Genomic DNA, 17089 nt, shown 5'->3' on the forward strand with positions numbered 1-17089 from the left:
ACATCAGTGGACTCCCGCACCCAGATAAGCTTCGATCACCTTAGGATCCTTCTGCACGTCTTGCGGCAGACCTTGCGCAATCACCTTGCCGTAGTCGAGCACCGTCATCTGGTTGCACAGACCCATCACCAGCTTCACGTCGTGTTCGATCAAGAGGATCGTCTTGCCGTCCGCGCGGATCTTGTCGAGCAGCTTGGTCAGCTCGACCTTCTCCGTCGCGTTCATGCCGGCGGCCGGTTCATCGAGCGCGAGCAGCTTCGGGTCGGTCGCCAATGCGCGTGCGATTTCCAGACGACGCTGGTGACCGTACGACAGGTTGCGCGACGTGTAATCCGCGTACTGCGCGATGCCGACGTATTCGAGCAGTTCCAGCGCGCGTTCCTTGATCTCGCGCTCTTCCCTGCGCTCGGCCGGGGTCTGGAACACCGCGCCGAGCAGACCGTGCTTCGTGCGTACGTGCCGGCCGACCATCACGTTTTCGAGCGCGGTCATCCCGCCGAACAGACGGATGTTCTGGAACGTGCGCGCGATCCCCGCCTTCGCGACCTGATAGACCGCGGTCGGCGTGTAGTTCTCGCCGTCGAGCTTGAATTCGCCCGAGTCCGGCGTGTACAGCCCGGTGATCACGTTGAAGAACGTCGTCTTGCCGGCGCCGTTCGGGCCGATCAGACCGTAAATCTGCCCGGCCTTGATCTCCAGACCGACTTCCGAGAGTGCCTGCAGGCCGCCGAAGCGCTTGTTCACGCCCTTCACCGAAAGGCGGATCGGCGCGTTCGCGAAGCCATTCATCGCGTTGTTGCTTACGTTATCGCTCATGTCTTTTTCTCCACCGCGCGTTACGCGCGCACCGGCTTCTTGCCGTTGCGCTTCGCCAGCTTCGCAATCTTGTCTTCGTGCTTCGGCGCCGGCCACAGGCCTTCCGAGCGATACAGCATGATCACGACCATCGCCAGACCGTACAGCAGCTGACGGATCACTTCGGTATCCACGATTTCATGGCCGAAGATCATGTTCTGCAGCGGACCCATCGTCGAGCGCAGGAATTCCGGGAACACCGCGAGCAGCACCGCGCCCAGAATCACGCCGGGGATATGGCCCATGCCGCCGAGCACCACGCAGGCGAGCACCACGACAGATTCCCAGAAGGTGAACGATTCCGGCGACACGAAGCCCTGGAACGCGCCGAACATCGCGCCCGACAGACCGCCGAACGACGCGCCCATCGCGAACGCGAGCAGCTTCACGTTACGGGTGTTGATGCCCATCGCCTTGGCGGCGATTTCGTCTTCGCGGATCGCCGCCCATGCACGGCCGATACGCGAATGCTGCAGACGCGTACAGACCCAGATCACGAACAGCGCGCACAGCACGAACAGGTAGTAATAGCCGTACACCGACGGGAACTGCAGGCCGAACAGCGAGTGCGATTGCGACAGGTTGAAGCCGCCGATCTGCACCGGATCGATCCCCGTGATCCCCTTCGGGCCGTTGGTGATGTTCACCGGACGGTCGAGGTTGTTCATGAAGATCCGCACGATTTCCCCGAAGCCGAGGGTCACGATCGCCAGATAGTCGCCGCGCAGACGCAGCGTCGGCGCACCGAGCAGAATCCCGAACAGCGCGGCGAGCGCCATCGCGATCGGCACGATGATCCAGATCGGCGTGTGCAGGCCGTGCGGCGCGAGCGCCGCGATCCACTCGAACTGCGAGGTCAGGTGCGGCGAGCTCAGCAGCGCCGCCGTGTACGCGCCGATCGCGTAGAACGCGATATAGCCCAGGTCGAGCAGGCCGGCGAAGCCGACCACCACGTTCAGGCCCAGCGCGAGCATCACGTACAGCATCGCGAAGTCGAGCACGCGCACCCAGTAGTTGCCGCCCGCGGTGCCGATGATGATCGGCGCCGCGATCACGAGGATCGCGGTGATGATGCCGACGGTCAGCGTCTTCGCCAGGTTCTTTTCGGGGATCAGCGTCGTCGACGGCTCGATCGGTTGAATTGAGGTCATGTTCTGTTACTCCTTATGGCCCGGGATCACGCGCGATCCGCGACACGTTCGCCGAGCAGACCCGACGGACGGAACACCAGCACGACGATCAGCACGATGAACGCGAACACGTCCTGGTAGTTACTGCCGAAGACGCCGCCCGTGAGATTGCCGATGTAGCCGGCGCCCAACTGCTCGATCAGGCCGAGCAGCACGCCGCCGACCATCGCGCCGCCGAGGTTGCCGATCCCGCCCAGCACCGCCGCGGTAAAGGCCTTCAGGCCGGGGATGAAGCCCATGTAGAAGTGCGCGTTGCCGTATTCCGACGCGATCATCACGCCGGCCAGTGCGGCCAGCGCCGAGCCGATCATGAAGGTCGCCGAAATCACGAAGTTCGGGTTCACGCCCATCAGCGATGCGACGCCGGGGTTCTCCGCGATCGCCCGCATCGCGCGGCCGAGCTTGGTCTTGTGCACGAGCAGCAGCAGGCCGCCCATCACGAGGAACGCGACCACGATGATGACGATTTCAGTCATCGAGATCACCGCGCCCGGCGTGGTGTCGGTGGCCTTGATCACGTTGATCGGATCGGTCGGCAGCAGCTGCGGGAACGGCAGCGGGTTGCGCGACCAGATCATCATCGCGAGCGTCTGCAGCAGGATCGACACACCGATCGCGGTGATCAGCGGTGCCAGACGCGGTGCGCGCCGCAACGGCCGGTATGCGACCCGCTCGATCGTGTAGCCGACCACCGAGCAGACCACCGCCGCGATGATCAACGCGATCACCAGCGTCGGCACGTTGCCGAGTCCGGGGAAGTGGTTCTGCAGCACACCTATCGCGGACAGCGCAACCATCGCGCCGACCATCAACACATCGCCATGCGCGAAGTTGATGATGCCCAGAATGCCGTAAACCATCGTATAGCCTAGTGCGATGATGGCGTAGACACTGCCAAGCACCAGTCCATTCAGGATCTGCTGGATGAAAATATCCATTTAATGCTCCTTAGCCCGTGCGACTGGATTCACGCTCGTCATCTGCCGGTGGGCGGTGATGCGCTACGAAAATCTCAACGGCACTGCGGGTACTGATATAAAAGACCGGTAAGGGTTATCCGCTGCCGGTTCGCCCCGCCGACCGGGATGCGGTCGCGGGCTCGCCATCGGCGGATGCAAAAACGGCACCGTTGGATGGTGTCGGTGCCGTCAGGCCAAACGTCCCGTCATCACATCTTGACGACGTCGAGAACCGCTTTCTTGCCGTCCTTGAAGTCGTAAAGCGTAATGGCGCCCTCTTTCAAATCACCCTTGTCGTCGAACGCGATGTGGCCGATTACTCCGTTGTAGTCGGTCGACGGCATCGCGGCCAGTACCTTGGGCGCCTCGATCGAATTGGCGCGCTTCATTGCATCGACGATCACGTACACAGCGTCATACGTAAACGGCGCGTAAATCTGCACCGGTGTGTGGAAACGGTCCTCGTACTTCTTTTCGAAGTCCGCTCCCCTATCCATTCTGGAGAGCGCGAGTCCCGCCTCCGAACAGACCAGGTTTTGCACGGCGGTACCCGCCAGCTCACCTACCTTGTCGGTACACACACCGTCGCCGCCAAGGATTTTTGCCCTGATACCGAGCGCCGCCGCCTGCTTCGTAAACGGCCCGCCCGTCGCGTCCATGCCGCCGAACATGATGACGTCCGGCTGAACACTCTTGATCTTCGTGAGGATGGCCCGGAAATCCGTGGCCTTGTCGGTGGTCGCCTCGCGCGCGACGATCTTCGCGCCGGCCGCTTCGACGGTCTTCGCGAATTCGTCCGCGAGACCCTTGCCGTAGGCGGTCGCATCGTCCACCACCGCGATGCGTTTGGCGCCGAGCGCCTTGGTCGCGTAATTAGCGAGCGCCGGGCCCTGCTGCGCGTCGGTGGCGACCACCCGGTAGGTCGTCTTGAAACCCTGCTGCGTGTAGGCCGGATTGGTCGACGACGGCGAGATCTGCACGATGCTCGCATCGCTATAGATCTTCGAGGCCGGAATCGACACGCCCGAGTTCAGATGGCCGATCACCGCGACCACATGATCGTCGACCAGCTTCTGCGCGACGCCGGTGCCCGTTTTCGGATCCGCCGCATCGTCCTGCGCGTCGAGCTGCAACTGAATCTTATGGCCGTCGATCGTCAGACCCTGCGCGTTGATCTCCTCGACCGCGAGGCGCGCGCCATTTTCATTGTCCTTGCCCAGATGCGCGATGCCGCCGGTCAACGGGGCCGCATGACCGATCTTCACGATAGTCGCTTCGCTCGCGGCAGCGACCGGCGCCGAGGCCGCCGACGCGCCCGCACCCGCTTCGCCATCCGGTTTCTTGCCGCACGCAGTCAGCATCGCAACCGCGGCCGCGATGGACACGGCGTAAGCAAATTTGACTCGCATTAAATAAGGTCTCCCGCGCCTTGCAAAATCCACTGTTCAGGACCTTAAGGCCTTGAGAACGCGCGCATTGTAACTCCAATTATGCGACTGGCAATATTGTTGAAACGGCAGGGTTTTCCTGCATTGCAACCTCATTTTGAGAGCTAAATAGGTGAAAAAGCGCAACCTGGTTGCGATCCTTTTTCGTGCACCAGTTGCACCGGGCCAAAGCCTAGCGGCATCAAGTGTTGCCGGCGATCGCGCGAAATGCCGGATAGGCCTGGCTTTGCGTCGAACCCTCGCTTTAGCCTGCATTAGATAAAGCGCACTAATTCAGTGCATCATTAACTTGCCTGCGCGGATGAAACTCCTGAAAAATGGGGCCACATTACGGATAAACGAAAAAAGGCCGGATCGCGTTTCAAAAATAATTTGTGCGCGAGGTCGCTTATCTCGTTAAGTTCGTTCGATCTGGCACTTAATATTTGAGTGCGTTGCGACCGCCGAGCCATAAAAAAAACGCACCCTGGGGTGCGTTTTTCTTACAACGAAGCTGTGGTGCGTCAGGCTGGCAGACCGAGTCCGCGCGGCAGCGGGAAGGCGATGTTTTCCTCGATGCCGTCGAGCGCGCGCACGTTGCGCACGCCGAGTTCGCGCAGCCGCGCGATCACGGCCTGTGCGAGCACTTCAGGTGCCGACGCGCCGGCGGTCACACCGATGCGGCGCTTGCCCTCGACCCACACCGGATCGATCTGATCGGGCGAATCGACCATGTAGGCCGGCACGCCGAGCTTTTCGGCCAGTTCGCGCAAGCGGTTCGAATTCGAGCTGTTCGGACTGCCGACGACGATCACGACATCGCACTGCGGCGCCATGAACTTCACCGCGTCCTGACGGTTCTGCGTCGCGTAGCAGATGTCCTGCTTTTTCGGCTCGCGGATAGACGGATACTTGGCCTTCAGCGCACCGATGATTTCGGCGGCGTCGTCGACCGACAGCGTGGTTTGCGTGACGAACGCGATGCGCTCGGGGTCGGCGAGCTGCAACGCCTGCACGTCCTCGATATCTTCGACGAGATGCATGCCCTGGGCCGCCTGCCCCATCGTGCCTTCGACTTCCGGATGACCCTTGTGACCGATCATCACGATGTCGAAGCCGTCCTGGCGCATCTTCGCGACTTCGATATGAACCTTGGTGACGAGCGGACAGGTTGCGTCATAGACCCGCAACCCACGCGACTCCGCCTCCGAGCGCACGGCCTTCGACACGCCGTGCGCGCTGAAGATCACCGTGTTGCCGGCCGGCACTTCTTCGAGCCGCTCGATGAAGATCGCTCCCTTCTTGCGCAGGTCTTCGACCACATACACGTTGTGAACGATTTCGTGACGCACGTAGATCGGCGAGCCGTGCAGCTTGATGGCCCGCTCGACGATCTCGATTGCCCGGTCGACGCCGGCGCAGAATCCGCGTGGCTGGGCCAGCAGGATCTCCGCTTCGGCGAGAGTCGTATCCGCAATGCTCATGTTTACAGAATCCCGATGATTTTCACTTCAAACGCCAGCGCCTGGCCGGCAAGCGGGTGATTGAAATCGAACAGGGCCGACGTTTCGCCGACTTCTTTCAGCACGCCGGCATAGCGTCCGCCGCCCGGGGCGTTGAATTCGACCAGATCGCCCGGCGAAAAATCCTCGCCGATCATGCTGTTCTCCCGCAACGTGGCGAGGGAAACACGCTGGATCAGTTCCGGATTGCGCGGCCCGAATGCCTGGCCCGGCGCTAGCTGAAAGGTCGAATGGTGACCCACCTTCAAACCCAGCAAAATATCTTCCAGCGGTGGCGCCAGTTGACCGGCACCGAGTAGCAGCGTGGCCGGCTTGTCGTTAAACGTGTTGATCACTTCGGCGCCATCGGCAAGCGAAAGCCGGTAATGCAGCGTGACGTGTGAACCGGGTTTCACCTCGGAAATGTCGATGATGCTCATGCAATGCTCGCTCAGTCGAAGCGCGCTGCACGCGTGCGCCGCGGGCGCAGTCGACGCGTGTGGCAAACCGTCGGGGTGCCGTGCGCAAAGCGTCTATTGTAAGCCACCTAGCGGGCGCCGGCTTGAGTCCGTCGCGCGCAAAAGGGGGCACGGTCCGGGCGGCACCGCGTGCCGGGCGGACCGCCAACCGGAAGCGGAGGACCTTGTATATATGGCAGATTTCGCCAGCACAATCGACGAAACCCCTGAGGCCGGCACGCGGCGACCGGCGCGGCGGCGCGGGAAAGGCGCGCGCGATGGCCCGGATCCGGCAGCGGCTGCGGGAGCGGCTGACGGAGCCGCCGCCCGCGCCCGGCCGCGGCTGCTGCGCGGCAAGTGGCATCGCAGCGACATGCCGCGCGAGCGGCTGATCAGCAAGGGCCCCAGCGTGCTGTCGGATACCGAAATGATCGCGCTCGTGTTGGGCTCCGGCCTGCCTGGCCACGACGTATTCAGGGTCGCGGGTGCGTTGCTGGAGCGCTTCGGCACACTGCGCGCGATGCTCGACGCGACCTACACGGATTTCGACGGGATCCGCGGCCTCGGTCCTGCTAAAAAAGCCCAGTTGCTCGCGATCATGGAAATGTCGCGCCGCTCGCTGGTCGACCGGATGCGCACCCGCGAGCTGCTGAACTCCCCGGAAACGGTCGAGAACTATCTGCGCCTGTTGATCGGCGGGCGGCCGCTGGAGGTGTTCGTGTCGCTGTTTCTCGACGCGCGGCATCGGCTGATCGATTGCGAGGAAAGCGCGCAGGGTTCGCTCACGCGGATGGCCGTATATCCGCGCGAAATCGTGCGGCGCGCGCTTGCCGCCAACGCGGCCAGCCTGATCGTCGCGCACAACCACCCGTCCGGCGCGTTGCAGCCGAGCGCCAGCGATTGCCGGCTGACGCAAACGCTGCGCGACGCGCTCGCGCTGGTCGATATCCAGTTGATCGATCATCTGGTGGTCAGCGCGGACGGCGTATACTCGTTCGCCCGCGCCGGCTGGCCGAAGCACCCGCATCAGCCAGCCGCGCCGCGGCAAGCCGAGGGGCCGCCGCGCAAGGCCGTGTCCGGTGTCGCAAATAAGGTTTGATTTTTCGAGTTTTTTTCTGCTAGAATCCCGGTTTGCCTATTTCCAACCCCCTGTTCCGAAGCCACTGAGGCGTTCCAAAAAGGTCAGGCGGCTGTAGTAGCGAGTACTTGCGGGACTCCACTTCAGTGCGGCTCTTTTCGGGAAACTTTCACGGCGTTCGAACTCAGAATTAGCGTATTAGGAGTGCTCTCATGGCACGCGTATGCCAAGTAACTGGGAAAGCGCCGATGAGCGGCAACAACGTTTCCCACGCGAACAACAAGACCAAGCGCCGGTTCCTGCCGAACCTGCAAAGCCGCCGTATCTGGGTGGAAAGCGAAAACCGTTGGGTGCGTCTGCGTATCTCGAACGCCGGCCTGCGCCTGATCGACAAGAACGGTATTGACGCTGTGCTCGCAGATCTGCGCGCACGCGGCGAAGCCTAAGGAGTAAATCATGGCGAAAGGCGCACGCGACAAGATCAAGCTGGAATCGACCGCAGGCACGGGTCACTTCTACACGACCACGAAGAACAAACGCAACATGCCGGAAAAGATGCTGATCAAGAAATTTGATCCGGTCATCCGCAAGCACGTTGACTACAAGGAAACCAAGATCAAGTAATCTTGGATCTCCTCTAGCCTGACGAAGGCGAAGACATGCCGAAAAGCCTCGCATCCGTGCGAGGCTTTTTTGTTTTTGCGCGTCGCTCGCGGCGGAAGCGCTGCCAGGCTCGCACGTTCGTCCTATTCCATTTGGCCAGCTTTCCCTCGCCGGCTCCGACGCGTATCCTTTGTCGTTTTCGCGGCGCGCCCCGGTTCGCGCGCCGTCATCGCAAAACGAAAGACGGAGATGTAGGCAATGGAATTCGATGTGGCGATTGTCGGTAGCGGTCTGGCGGGTCTGAGCGTCGCGCTCAATCTCGCGCAGACCCGGCGGGTCGCGGTGATCGCCAAACGATCGCTGACCGAGGGCGCTAGCGACTGGGCGCAAGGCGGCATTGCCGCGGTACTCGACTCGGCGGACAGCGTCGAAAATCACGTGCGCGACACGCTGATCGCGGGCGGTGGGTTGTGCGACGAGGCGGCCACGCGCTATATCGTCGAACATGGGCCCGCGGCGATCGAATGGCTGATCGAGCAAGGCGTGCCGTTTACGAAGGACGACGCCGCGGAACTCGGCTTTCACCTGACGCGCGAAGGCGGCCACAGTCATCGCCGGATCATTCACGCGGCCGATGCGACCGGCCATGCGGTGGTCGCCACGTTGAGCGAAAAGGTGCGCCAGCACCCGAACATCACGCTGTTCGAAGACCATCACGCGATCGACCTGATCACCTCCGAGCGCCTCGGCCTGCCCGGCCGCCGCTGCCACGGTCTGTACGCGCTCGAACTGCAAAGCGGCCGCACGGTGACGATCGAAGCGCCGCATACGGTGCTCGCCACTGGCGGCGCCGGCAAGGTCTATCTGTACACGACCAATCCCGACACCGCGACCGGCGACGGCATCGCGATGGCGTGGCGCGCCGGCTGCCGGGTGTCGAACATGGAATTCATCCAGTTCCACCCGACCTGCCTGTTCCATCCGTACGCGAAATCGTTCCTGATTTCGGAGGCGGTGCGCGGCGAAGGCGGCATCCTCAAGCTGCCCGACGGCACCCGCTTCATGCCGAATCACGACGAGCGCGCGGAGCTCGCGCCACGCGATATCGTCGCGCGCGCGATCGACTTCGAGATCAAGAAGCGCGGCATCGATTGCGTGTACCTCGACATCAGCCATCAGCCGGCCGAGTTCCTGCACGAGCATTTCCCGACGATTCTGGCCCGCTGCCTCGAATTCGGCATCGACATCACGAAAGAGCCGATCCCGGTCGTGCCGGCCGCGCACTACACGTGCGGCGGCGTCGTCACCGATCTCGCAGGTCGCACCGACCTGGCCGGCCTGTATGCGGTCGGCGAAACCTCGTGCACCGGCCTGCACGGCGCGAACCGACTTGCCAGCAACTCGTTGCTCGAATGCCTCGTGATCGGCCGCTCGGCCGCGCAGGCGATCGAAGCGGAAGGCTTCGGCGCCGCGGTCGGCGCGCCGCTGCCCGCATGGGACGAAAGTCGCGTGTCCGATCCGGACGAGGAAGTGGTGGTCGCGCACAACTGGGACGAACTGCGCCGGTTGATGTGGAATTACGTCGGCATCGTGCGCACCGACAAGCGGCTCGAACGCGCGAAGCACCGGCTGGCGCTGCTGCGCGACGAGATCCACGAGTACTACGCGAACTTCAAGGTGAGCCGCGATCTGCTGGAACTGCGCAACCTGGTCGACGTGGCTTCGCTGATCGTCGACGGCGCGAGCTCGCGGCGCGAGAGCCGCGGGCTGCATTTCAGCCGCGACTGGCCGGCTACGTTACCGAAGGCGCTGCCGACGGTGTTGTCGCCGGAATACGTGCGGAAGGCTGGCGTCTGACCTGCGCTTGAAAAAGCAGTGCAAAAACGGCAAGGCCATCGCCGGATCGACTCCGGCGATGGCCTTGTTTTTTCCTTTGCAGCAACCGCAACCGCAACCGCGGACGCCGTCTCGCGCGCTAACGCAGCCGCGTCAAACGATCCGCATCGAGTAATCGGTCGCGCGCACGTCCTTGGTCAGCGCACCGATCGACACGCGATCGACGCCGGTCTCCGCAATCGTGCGCACGGTGTCGAAATTGACGCCGCCGGACACTTCGAGCACCGCCCGCCCGGCCGTGATCTTCACCGCGTCGCGCATCATGTCGAACGAGAAGTTGTCGAGCAGGATCGACTGCGCGCGATGCGCGAGCGCGATTTCCAGTTGCTCGATCGTCTCGACCTCGATCTGGATCGGCACGCCGGCATTCAACGCGAGCGCCGCGTCCATCGCCGCCCCGACCCCGCCGGCCGCGGCGATATGGTTTTCCTTGATCAGGATGCCGTCGTACAGCGCGAGCCGCTGGTTCGCGCCACCGCCCACGCGCACCGCGTACTTCTGCGCGAGCCGCAAACCGGGCAGGGTTTTGCGCGTATCGAGCACGCGTGTCTGCGTATGGGCGATCGCGTCGACATAGCGGCGCGTCGCGCTCGCTACGCCCGACAACAACTGCAGGAAGTTCATCGCGTTGCGCTCCGCGGTCAGCAGCGCGCGCACCGGCCCGCGCAGTTCGCAGACCGGCGTGTCCGCGCTCATCCGCTCACCTTCGCGATAACGCCATTGGACCTCGATACGCGGATCGACCGCGCGCATCACCGCGTCGAACCACAGCACGCCGCACAACACCGCGTCCTCGCGCACGATGATGCGCGCGGCGCGCACATCGTCGGCGGGTACGAGCCGGCCGGTCTGATCGCCGCTGCCGACGTCTTCGGCCAGCGCATCCGCGACGTTGCGCGCGAGCGCCGCGTCGAACGCGGCGCCGTATTGCGCGTGGATCTCCGCGAACAGCGGCGACACCGCGTGATGGACCGTTGCTCGTCCGCCCACCGCCGACTCCGGCGCCTTCTCCACCACCGTCATTACGCTGCTCCCACGTTCGAATACAGTTGCGCGTCGCGCGCCAGATCGCCGCTCGCCTGCACGCGCTTCTTGTGACGCGCGGCGAAGTCGAGCATCCGATCGATCGGCAAACGCGCGCGCTCGCCGATTGCACGGTCGACGAAAATCTCGTTGTGCCCGCGTTCGAGCACGTCGGCCAGATTCGCGAGGCCGTTCATCGCCATCCACGGACAGTGCGCGCAGCTCTTGCAGGTCGCGCTGTTGCCGGCCGTCGGAGCGGCGATCAGGGTCTTGCCGGGAGCGGCGAGTTGCATCTTGTGCAGGATGCCGAGGTCGGTTGCGACGATGAAATGCGTCGCGTCGAGCTTCTGCGCGGCATCGATCAGTTGCGTGGTCGAGCCGACCACGTCCGCCTGCGCGACCACATTGGCCGGCGACTCCGGATGCACGAGCACCTTGGCGCCCGGATACTCGGCGCGCAGCAGATCGAGTTCGATGCCCTTGAATTCGTCGTGCACGAGGCACGAGCCCTGCCACATCAGCATGTCCGCGCCGGTCTTGCCCTGGATGTAGCCGCCGAGATGGCGGTCCGGCGCCCAGATGATCTTTTCGCCGCGCGCATGCAGATCGGCAACGATCTCGAGTCCGATCGACGACGTCACCATCCAGTCCGCGCGCGCCTTCACGGCCGCGCTGGTGTTCGCGTACACGACCACCGTGCGGTCCGGATGCGCATCGCAAAAAGCCGAAAATTCATCGACCGGACAGCCGAGATCGAGCGAACAGGTCGCATCGAGATCCGGCATCAGAATGCGCTTGTCGGGACTGAGGATTTTCGCGGTCTCGCCCATGAAGCGCACGCCTGCGACCACCAGCGTCTGCGCGTCGTGATCTCGGCCGAAGCGCGCCATTTCCAGCGAATCGGCCACGCAACCGCCGGTCTCGTCGGCGAGTTCCTGCAATTCGGCGTCGACGTAGTAATGCGCGACGAGCACCGCCTTCTCCCGCTTCAGTAACGCGCGGATGCGCGCCTTCAGCGCCTGCTTCTCTTCCACCGACGGCATCTCGGGCACCTTCGCCCACGCCTGCCCGATTCCGCACGTCGTACCCTGTGCCTGAGGCCGGTCGTATTCGACGGTCCTGATCGCCTGCTGCTCCATCATCTCCTCTGCCCTCACCTGGCCGCCGCGGTTCGACGGTCGTGCTGCTTTCGTCCGACGATTTTCCGCGGCCCAAAAAAGCAAAACCCCGCCAACGCGGGGTTTTGTGACGTGCCGAAATTTTAATGGATTTCAGGCATAGCGACGCAGTCGCATCGCGAAGTCTTGCAGTGCCTTGATGCCGCTTTGCTCGGCGCGATGGCACCAGTCCTGCAACTGCGCGAGCAACTGTTCGCGCGACGCATTCGAACGCTCCCACATCGACGCGAGTTCGTTGCGCATGTCGATGTAAGTCTTCAGCTTCTGGCTGCTCGCGAAGATCTGCGGCAACTGGCGCTTCTGCGGCTCGTTCAGGCCAGCCTCTTCCTTGTGGAGCCAGCTGCGCGCGCCACGCATCACCTGATACTTCTCGCGTGCGCCGACTTCCTTCAGATGCGCGAGCTCCTGACGGTAAGCACGCTTGATCGCCTTCGCGTAACGCGCCATCACTTCGTAGCGGTTCGCGAGCACGGCCTGCAGCGTGTCCTGATCGAGCACGAGCTTGCCGGTGGTCAGACGCGGCGTGGGCGCAACCTTCTTCACCTTGGCCAGACGGAACGCCTGCATGATGCGGATATACATCCAGCCGATGTCGAACTCGTACCACTTGTTCGACAGCTTCGCCGACGTCGCGTACGTGTGGTGATTGTTATGCAGCTCTTCGCCGCCGATGATGATGCCCCACGGGAAGATGTTGGTGCTCGCATCCGACGAGTTGAAGTTGCGATAGCCCCAGAAGTGCGCGAGGCCGTTGACCACGCCAGCTGCCCAGAACGGGATCCAGACCATCTGCACCGCCCAGATCGTCAGACCGACGACGCCGAACAGCGCGACGTTGATCACCATCATCAGGCTCACGCCGAGGATCGGGTACTTCGTGTACACGTTGCGCTCGATCCAGTCGTTCGGCGTGCCGTGACTGAACTTGCGCATCGTTTCTTCGTTTTTCGCTTCGGTGCGATAGAGCTCCGCGCCTTCGAGCAGCACCTTCCAGATGCCGCGCGTTTGCGGGCTGTGCGGATCCTCTTCGGTTTCGCACTTCGCGTGATGCTTACGGTGAATCGCGGCCCACTGGCCGGTCAGCATGCCGGTGGTCATCCACAGCCAGAAGCGGAAAAAATGACTGGCGATCGGGTGCAGCTCCAGCGAGCGATGCGCCTGGCAGCGATGCAGATAGACGGTCACGCCAATAATCGTGATGTGCGTGACGATCAGCGTGTACACGACGAGTTGCAACCACGAAAAACGCAACAGGCCGTGGGCAAGGAAATCGAGCAAAGAATTCAACAAGGTAAGTTACCTGCAGAACGAGAAATTCGGAGCACACGCGGCGCGTGTGTCAAGAAAGTGAAAGCATAACGCGGGATTGGACGACATTCTACTGGAAGCGTTCCAAGTGTTTGTAACAAATAGGGATTTTTTTGTGTGCTATCAACACGATAGCGCTCGCCGCGGCACCGGGACGCAGTGCGCGGCGACGGGAAACGGCCGTTAGCGGACGTCGTTGGCGGCGCCGTCCACAGGCGCGGAAGCGGCGTCGGACGCCGATTTCAAGCCGCCGGCGACGGCCGGATCGGTCATTGTTGCCGGCTGCGGCATCACGCCGCCCACCGGCCCGACGATCCGCACCTCGCGCTGGGCGAGCGGAATCGAGATGTTGTGCTCGGAGAACAGACGCCAGATGTTGCGGTTGACGGTCGAACGCACGCCCGACGTGCCGGTCGCCGCATCCTCGATCCAGAAACCCAGCTCCAGATTGATGCCGTCCGGGCCGAAGCCGGCCAGATACGGCGTCGGCGCCGGTTCGCGCAGCACGCGCGGCACGTCGGCGGCGGCCTCGGCGAGCAGCGCCATCGCCTGTTCGACGTCGGACGTGTAGGCGACCTGCACGGTCGCCTTCGCGTAGCCGCGGGTCAGAAACGACGACTGGTTCTGCACGACGTCGGTGATCAGCTTTTCGTTCGGGATCAGCGTCTCGATCCCGTCGAGCCCGCGCACCACCGTGTAGCGCGTGCGAATCTGCGTGACCCGCCCCGCCAGCCCGCTCACGTTGATCGTGTCGCCGATCCGCAGCGAGCGGTCGAGCAGGATGATGAAGCCCGACACGTAGTTGCTGGCGATCTTCTGCATGCCGAAGCCGAGGCCCACGCCGAGCGCGCCGCCGAACACGCCGAGCACCGTGATGTCGATGCCGACGATCGACAGGCTGATCAGGATCGCCGCCAGCACGAAGGCCGCCCGGCCGACGCGCGCGACCACCACCTTCAGGTTCGCGTCGAGCGTCTTCGAGCGCATCAGGCGGTCTTCGAAGGTCGAGCCGAGCCACATCGCGACGATCATCGTGATACCGACCCACAGCAGGCCGGTAACCAGCGACAGCAGCGTCATATGCGCATTGGCGACGCGAAAACGCACGCTGCCCATCCACTCGATCACGTCCTCCTGGATGCCCAGCAGCGTCAGCACCATGCCGATCCACACGACCACCGACACGGTCTTCTCGACGAGGAACAGCCACGGATGCACGCCGCCGTCGCGGTTGAACACCCGCCGCGCGAAGAAAAACACGATATAGATCAAGCCGATACCGACCAGCGGCACCAACGCCAGATTGAGCAGCGCGGTGTGCATGAACTGCCCGGCGATCGCGCGCGCGATCCACACCAGCGCCGCGCCGATCAGCGGAAAGGCCGCGCGGTTCAGGCTTTCCATCCCGAAGCGCAGGCCCTGATATCGCTGCAACTGAAGCGGCAACGGAAGCGACGACTGGGGCTGCGGTTTGGCCAGCCGCCGGCGCAACAGCCGCGCGAGCAGCCACGCGACGGCGAGCGTCACCAGCAGGATGCCGACCTGCCACAACATCACGGGCTGACCGAAGTCGCGCCAGATGTCGTCGAACATATGAGGAAAGTTGGTGTTCATGAGGTCGCCGGAAGCGGCCGGCGCGCGTGGGCGGTCATGAAGCCGCGCGCGCCGGATGTGAGCCGGTTGGGCTTAGCTCTGGCGCTCGAGCACGGCCGCGAAGAAGCCGTCGGTCGCATGGCGATGCGGCCACAGCGACAGGTAGTCGCCCATTTCGAGTTCGATGCGCTGCTCGGCGAGCACGTCGCGCACCGGCACCAGCGCGAACTCGGGGTGGTCGGCGAGGAACTGCTGCACGACCGCCTCGTTTTCCGCTTCGAGGATCGAGCAGGTCGCGTAGACGAGGCGCCCGCCCTTCTTCACCAGACGCGCGGCGCTGGCCAGAATCGACGCCTGCTTCGGCGCCAGTTCGGCGACCGACTCCGGCGACTGGCGCCACTTCAGGTCCGGATTGCGACGCAGCGTGCCGAGCCCGCTGCAAGGCGCATCGACCAGCACGCGGTCGATCTTGCCGGCCAGACGCTTGATCTTCGCGTCGTGCTCGCTGTCGATCAGCACCGGATTCACGTTCGACAAACCGCTGCGCGCCAGACGCGGCTTCAGCTTGGCGAGGCGTCGCTCGGAGATGTCGAACGCGTACAGACGGCCGGTCGAGCGCATCGCCGCGCCGAGCGCCAGCGTCTTGCCGCCCGCGCCCGCGCAGAAGTCGACGATCATCTCGCCGCGTCGCGGTGCGACCAGCGAGCACAGCAGCTGGCTGCCTTCATCCTGCACTTCGAGCCAGCCCTGCTGGAACGCGTCGAGTTTGGTGAGCGGCGGCTTGCCGACCACCCGCACGCCGAACGGCGCGAACGGCGTCGCGCCGGCCTCGATGCCGGCCTTCTGCAATGCGCCGAGCACGTCGTCGCGGGTCGCCTTGATCGGGTTCGCGCGCAGATCGAGCGGCGCCGGATAGTTCAACGCGGCGGCCAGCTGCGCGAGTTCGGCCGGCTCGATGCGGGTGCTGAGCGCGTCGCTGATCCAGCCCGGGAGGTTCAGGCGAATCCGCAGCGGCAGGCTTTCCGGGTCGATCTTCGCGACGTGTTCGAGCCAGGTCGCCTCGGCCTCGCTGACAAACGGCTTCAGCGCGTTGCGCCCGACCGTCTGCATCAAGCCCAGCAACGCCATCCGGCGCGCCGGGTTGCCCGAGCCGCTTTCGGCCAGATGCGCGAACTCCATGCGCCGGCGCAGCACCGCGAACACCGCCTCCGCGATCACGCCGCGCTCGCTGTGGCCGAGCTTCGGATGCGCGCGGAAGAACCGGCTGGTGGTGGCGTCAGCCGGGCCGTTGAGCCGCAGCACTTCGGCCAGCAGCGTTTCAGTTTGTCCAATCAAAAAACCATGCAATCTCATGCGCCCTCTCCGGCGGTGTGACCGGCAAAGAGCCATTGCGGCTCCGACGGCGTTAGCGTGACGCGCAGGCCGTCCAGAGCGAGACGCCCTTCGACGAACCAGCGCACCGCGCGTGGATAAATAATGTGTTCGGTTGCCAGCACGCGTTCGGCGAGCGTGGCGGGGGTGTCGCCGGCGACGACGGGCACCGCCGACTGCGCGACGATCGGCCCGTGATCGAGCTGCGACGTAACAAAATGCACCGACGCGCCGTGCAGCCGCACGCCGGCGTCGAGCGCCTGCTGGTGAGTCTTGAGGCCCGGAAAGCTCGGCAGCAGCGACGGATGCACGTTCAGCATGCGGCCGGCGTAATGGTCGACGAAGCGCGCGGTCAGCACCCGCATGAAGCCGGCGAGCACCACGAGGTCCGGTGCGAACGCGTCGATCCGCTCGGCCAGCACCGCGTCGAAGCTATCGCGATCCGGAAACTCGCGATGGTCGACCACGGCGGTCGCGATGCCGTGCGATGCCGCGAAAGCGAGCCCCGCGGCATCGGGACGGTTGGCAATCACGGCGGCGATTTGCGCCGGCCAGCCCTCGCTCGCGCAGGCGCGCACGATGGCTTCCATGTTGCTGCCCCGTCCGGAAATCAGGATGACGAGTTTTTTCATGCGCGGATTTTATCAT

At 63.8% G+C, this 17089-nt stretch carries 16 protein-coding genes; 4 read left to right on the forward strand and 12 right to left on the reverse strand.

The window, feature by feature from the left end; translation table 11 throughout:
• Nucleotides 1-3: 3 nt before the first annotated feature.
• The 6 genes from BTH42_RS19505 to BTH42_RS19530 all read right to left on the reverse strand — a co-directional run bounded on the left by BTH42_RS19505 (nt 4) and on the right by BTH42_RS19530 (nt 6373).
• Nucleotides 4-816: an ABC transporter ATP-binding protein gene (locus tag BTH42_RS19505; protein ID WP_075302419.1), complete on the reverse strand. Its 813-nt coding sequence runs from the start codon at nt 814-816 to the stop codon at nt 4-6.
• Between the two features lie 20 nt (nt 817-836).
• Nucleotides 837-2006 carry an ABC transporter ATP-binding protein gene (locus tag BTH42_RS19510; RefSeq protein ID WP_075302421.1) on the reverse strand — a complete coding sequence of 390 codons (1170 nt, stop codon included), beginning with the start codon at nt 2004-2006 and terminating at the stop codon, nt 837-839.
• Between the two features lie 26 nt (nt 2007-2032).
• Nucleotides 2033-2983: a branched-chain amino acid ABC transporter permease gene (locus tag BTH42_RS19515; RefSeq protein ID WP_075302423.1), complete on the reverse strand. Its 951-nt coding sequence runs from the start codon at nt 2981-2983 to the stop codon at nt 2033-2035.
• Between the two features lie 230 nt (nt 2984-3213).
• On the reverse strand, nt 3214-4413 hold the full coding sequence (locus BTH42_RS19520; protein WP_075302425.1) for a branched-chain amino acid ABC transporter substrate-binding protein: 1200 nt from the start codon (nt 4411-4413) through the stop codon (nt 3214-3216).
• A gap of 542 nt (nt 4414-4955) precedes the next feature.
• Nucleotides 4956-5915, reverse strand: coding sequence for a 4-hydroxy-3-methylbut-2-enyl diphosphate reductase (ispH, locus tag BTH42_RS19525; RefSeq protein WP_075302427.1), 960 nt, complete (start codon nt 5913-5915; stop codon nt 4956-4958).
• Nucleotides 5916-5917: 2 nt separating this feature from the next.
• Nucleotides 5918-6373: a peptidylprolyl isomerase gene (locus tag BTH42_RS19530; RefSeq protein WP_075302429.1), complete on the reverse strand. Its 456-nt coding sequence runs from the start codon at nt 6371-6373 to the stop codon at nt 5918-5920.
• Nucleotides 6374-6584: 211 nt separating this feature from the next.
• Between BTH42_RS19530 and radC the strand changes: the two genes are divergently transcribed.
• The 4 genes from radC (at nt 6585) to nadB (ending at nt 9929) form a co-directional block, all read left to right on the forward strand.
• Nucleotides 6585-7490, forward strand: a complete 906-nt coding sequence (gene radC, locus BTH42_RS19535; RefSeq protein WP_075302431.1) for a DNA repair protein RadC — start codon at nt 6585-6587, stop codon at nt 7488-7490.
• Between the two features lie 191 nt (nt 7491-7681).
• Nucleotides 7682-7915, forward strand: coding sequence for a 50S ribosomal protein L28 (gene rpmB / locus BTH42_RS19540; protein ID WP_006050117.1), 234 nt, complete (start codon nt 7682-7684; stop codon nt 7913-7915).
• Between the two features lie 10 nt (nt 7916-7925).
• Nucleotides 7926-8093, forward strand: a complete 168-nt coding sequence (rpmG, locus tag BTH42_RS19545; RefSeq protein WP_008919555.1) for a 50S ribosomal protein L33 — start codon at nt 7926-7928, stop codon at nt 8091-8093.
• A gap of 237 nt (nt 8094-8330) precedes the next feature.
• The gene (gene nadB, locus BTH42_RS19550; RefSeq protein ID WP_075302433.1) at nt 8331-9929 is read left to right on the forward strand and encodes an L-aspartate oxidase; all 1599 of its coding nucleotides are present in this window, start codon (nt 8331-8333) and stop codon (nt 9927-9929) included.
• 132 nt (nt 9930-10061) lie between these two features.
• Here the strand turns inward: nadB and nadC are convergent, their stop codons facing one another.
• From nadC to purN, 6 genes are all read right to left on the reverse strand, one after another.
• On the reverse strand, nt 10062-10991 hold the full coding sequence (gene nadC, locus BTH42_RS19555; protein ID WP_075302435.1) for a carboxylating nicotinate-nucleotide diphosphorylase: 930 nt from the start codon (nt 10989-10991) through the stop codon (nt 10062-10064).
• The gene (gene nadA / locus BTH42_RS19560) at nt 10991-12130 is read right to left on the reverse strand and encodes a quinolinate synthase NadA (RefSeq protein ID WP_178392201.1); all 1140 of its coding nucleotides are present in this window, start codon (nt 12128-12130) and stop codon (nt 10991-10993) included. The genes nadC and nadA overlap by 1 nt, the downstream gene beginning before the upstream one ends.
• Nucleotides 12131-12262: 132 nt before the next feature.
• Nucleotides 12263-13459 carry an acyl-CoA desaturase gene (locus tag BTH42_RS19565; protein ID WP_075302439.1) on the reverse strand — a complete coding sequence of 399 codons (1197 nt, stop codon included), beginning with the start codon at nt 13457-13459 and terminating at the stop codon, nt 12263-12265.
• A 201-nt stretch (nt 13460-13660) separates the two neighbouring features.
• Entirely contained in the window at nt 13661-15091 is a 1431-nt protein-coding gene (locus BTH42_RS19570) for a mechanosensitive ion channel family protein (protein ID WP_256702101.1), read from the reverse strand.
• 72 nt (nt 15092-15163) lie between these two features.
• On the reverse strand, nt 15164-16423 hold the full coding sequence (locus BTH42_RS19575) for an RsmB/NOP family class I SAM-dependent RNA methyltransferase (RefSeq protein WP_075302441.1): 1260 nt from the start codon (nt 16421-16423) through the stop codon (nt 15164-15166).
• Entirely contained in the window at nt 16420-17073 is a 654-nt protein-coding gene (purN, locus tag BTH42_RS19580; RefSeq protein ID WP_075302443.1) for a phosphoribosylglycinamide formyltransferase, read from the reverse strand. Before purN ends, BTH42_RS19575 begins: the two co-directional genes overlap by 4 nt.
• Between the last annotated feature and the right edge of the window lie 16 nt (nt 17074-17089).

This window comes from Burkholderia sp. SRS-W-2-2016 (genome assembly GCF_001931485.1).
GTDB lineage: Bacteria > Pseudomonadota > Gammaproteobacteria > Burkholderiales > Burkholderiaceae > Paraburkholderia.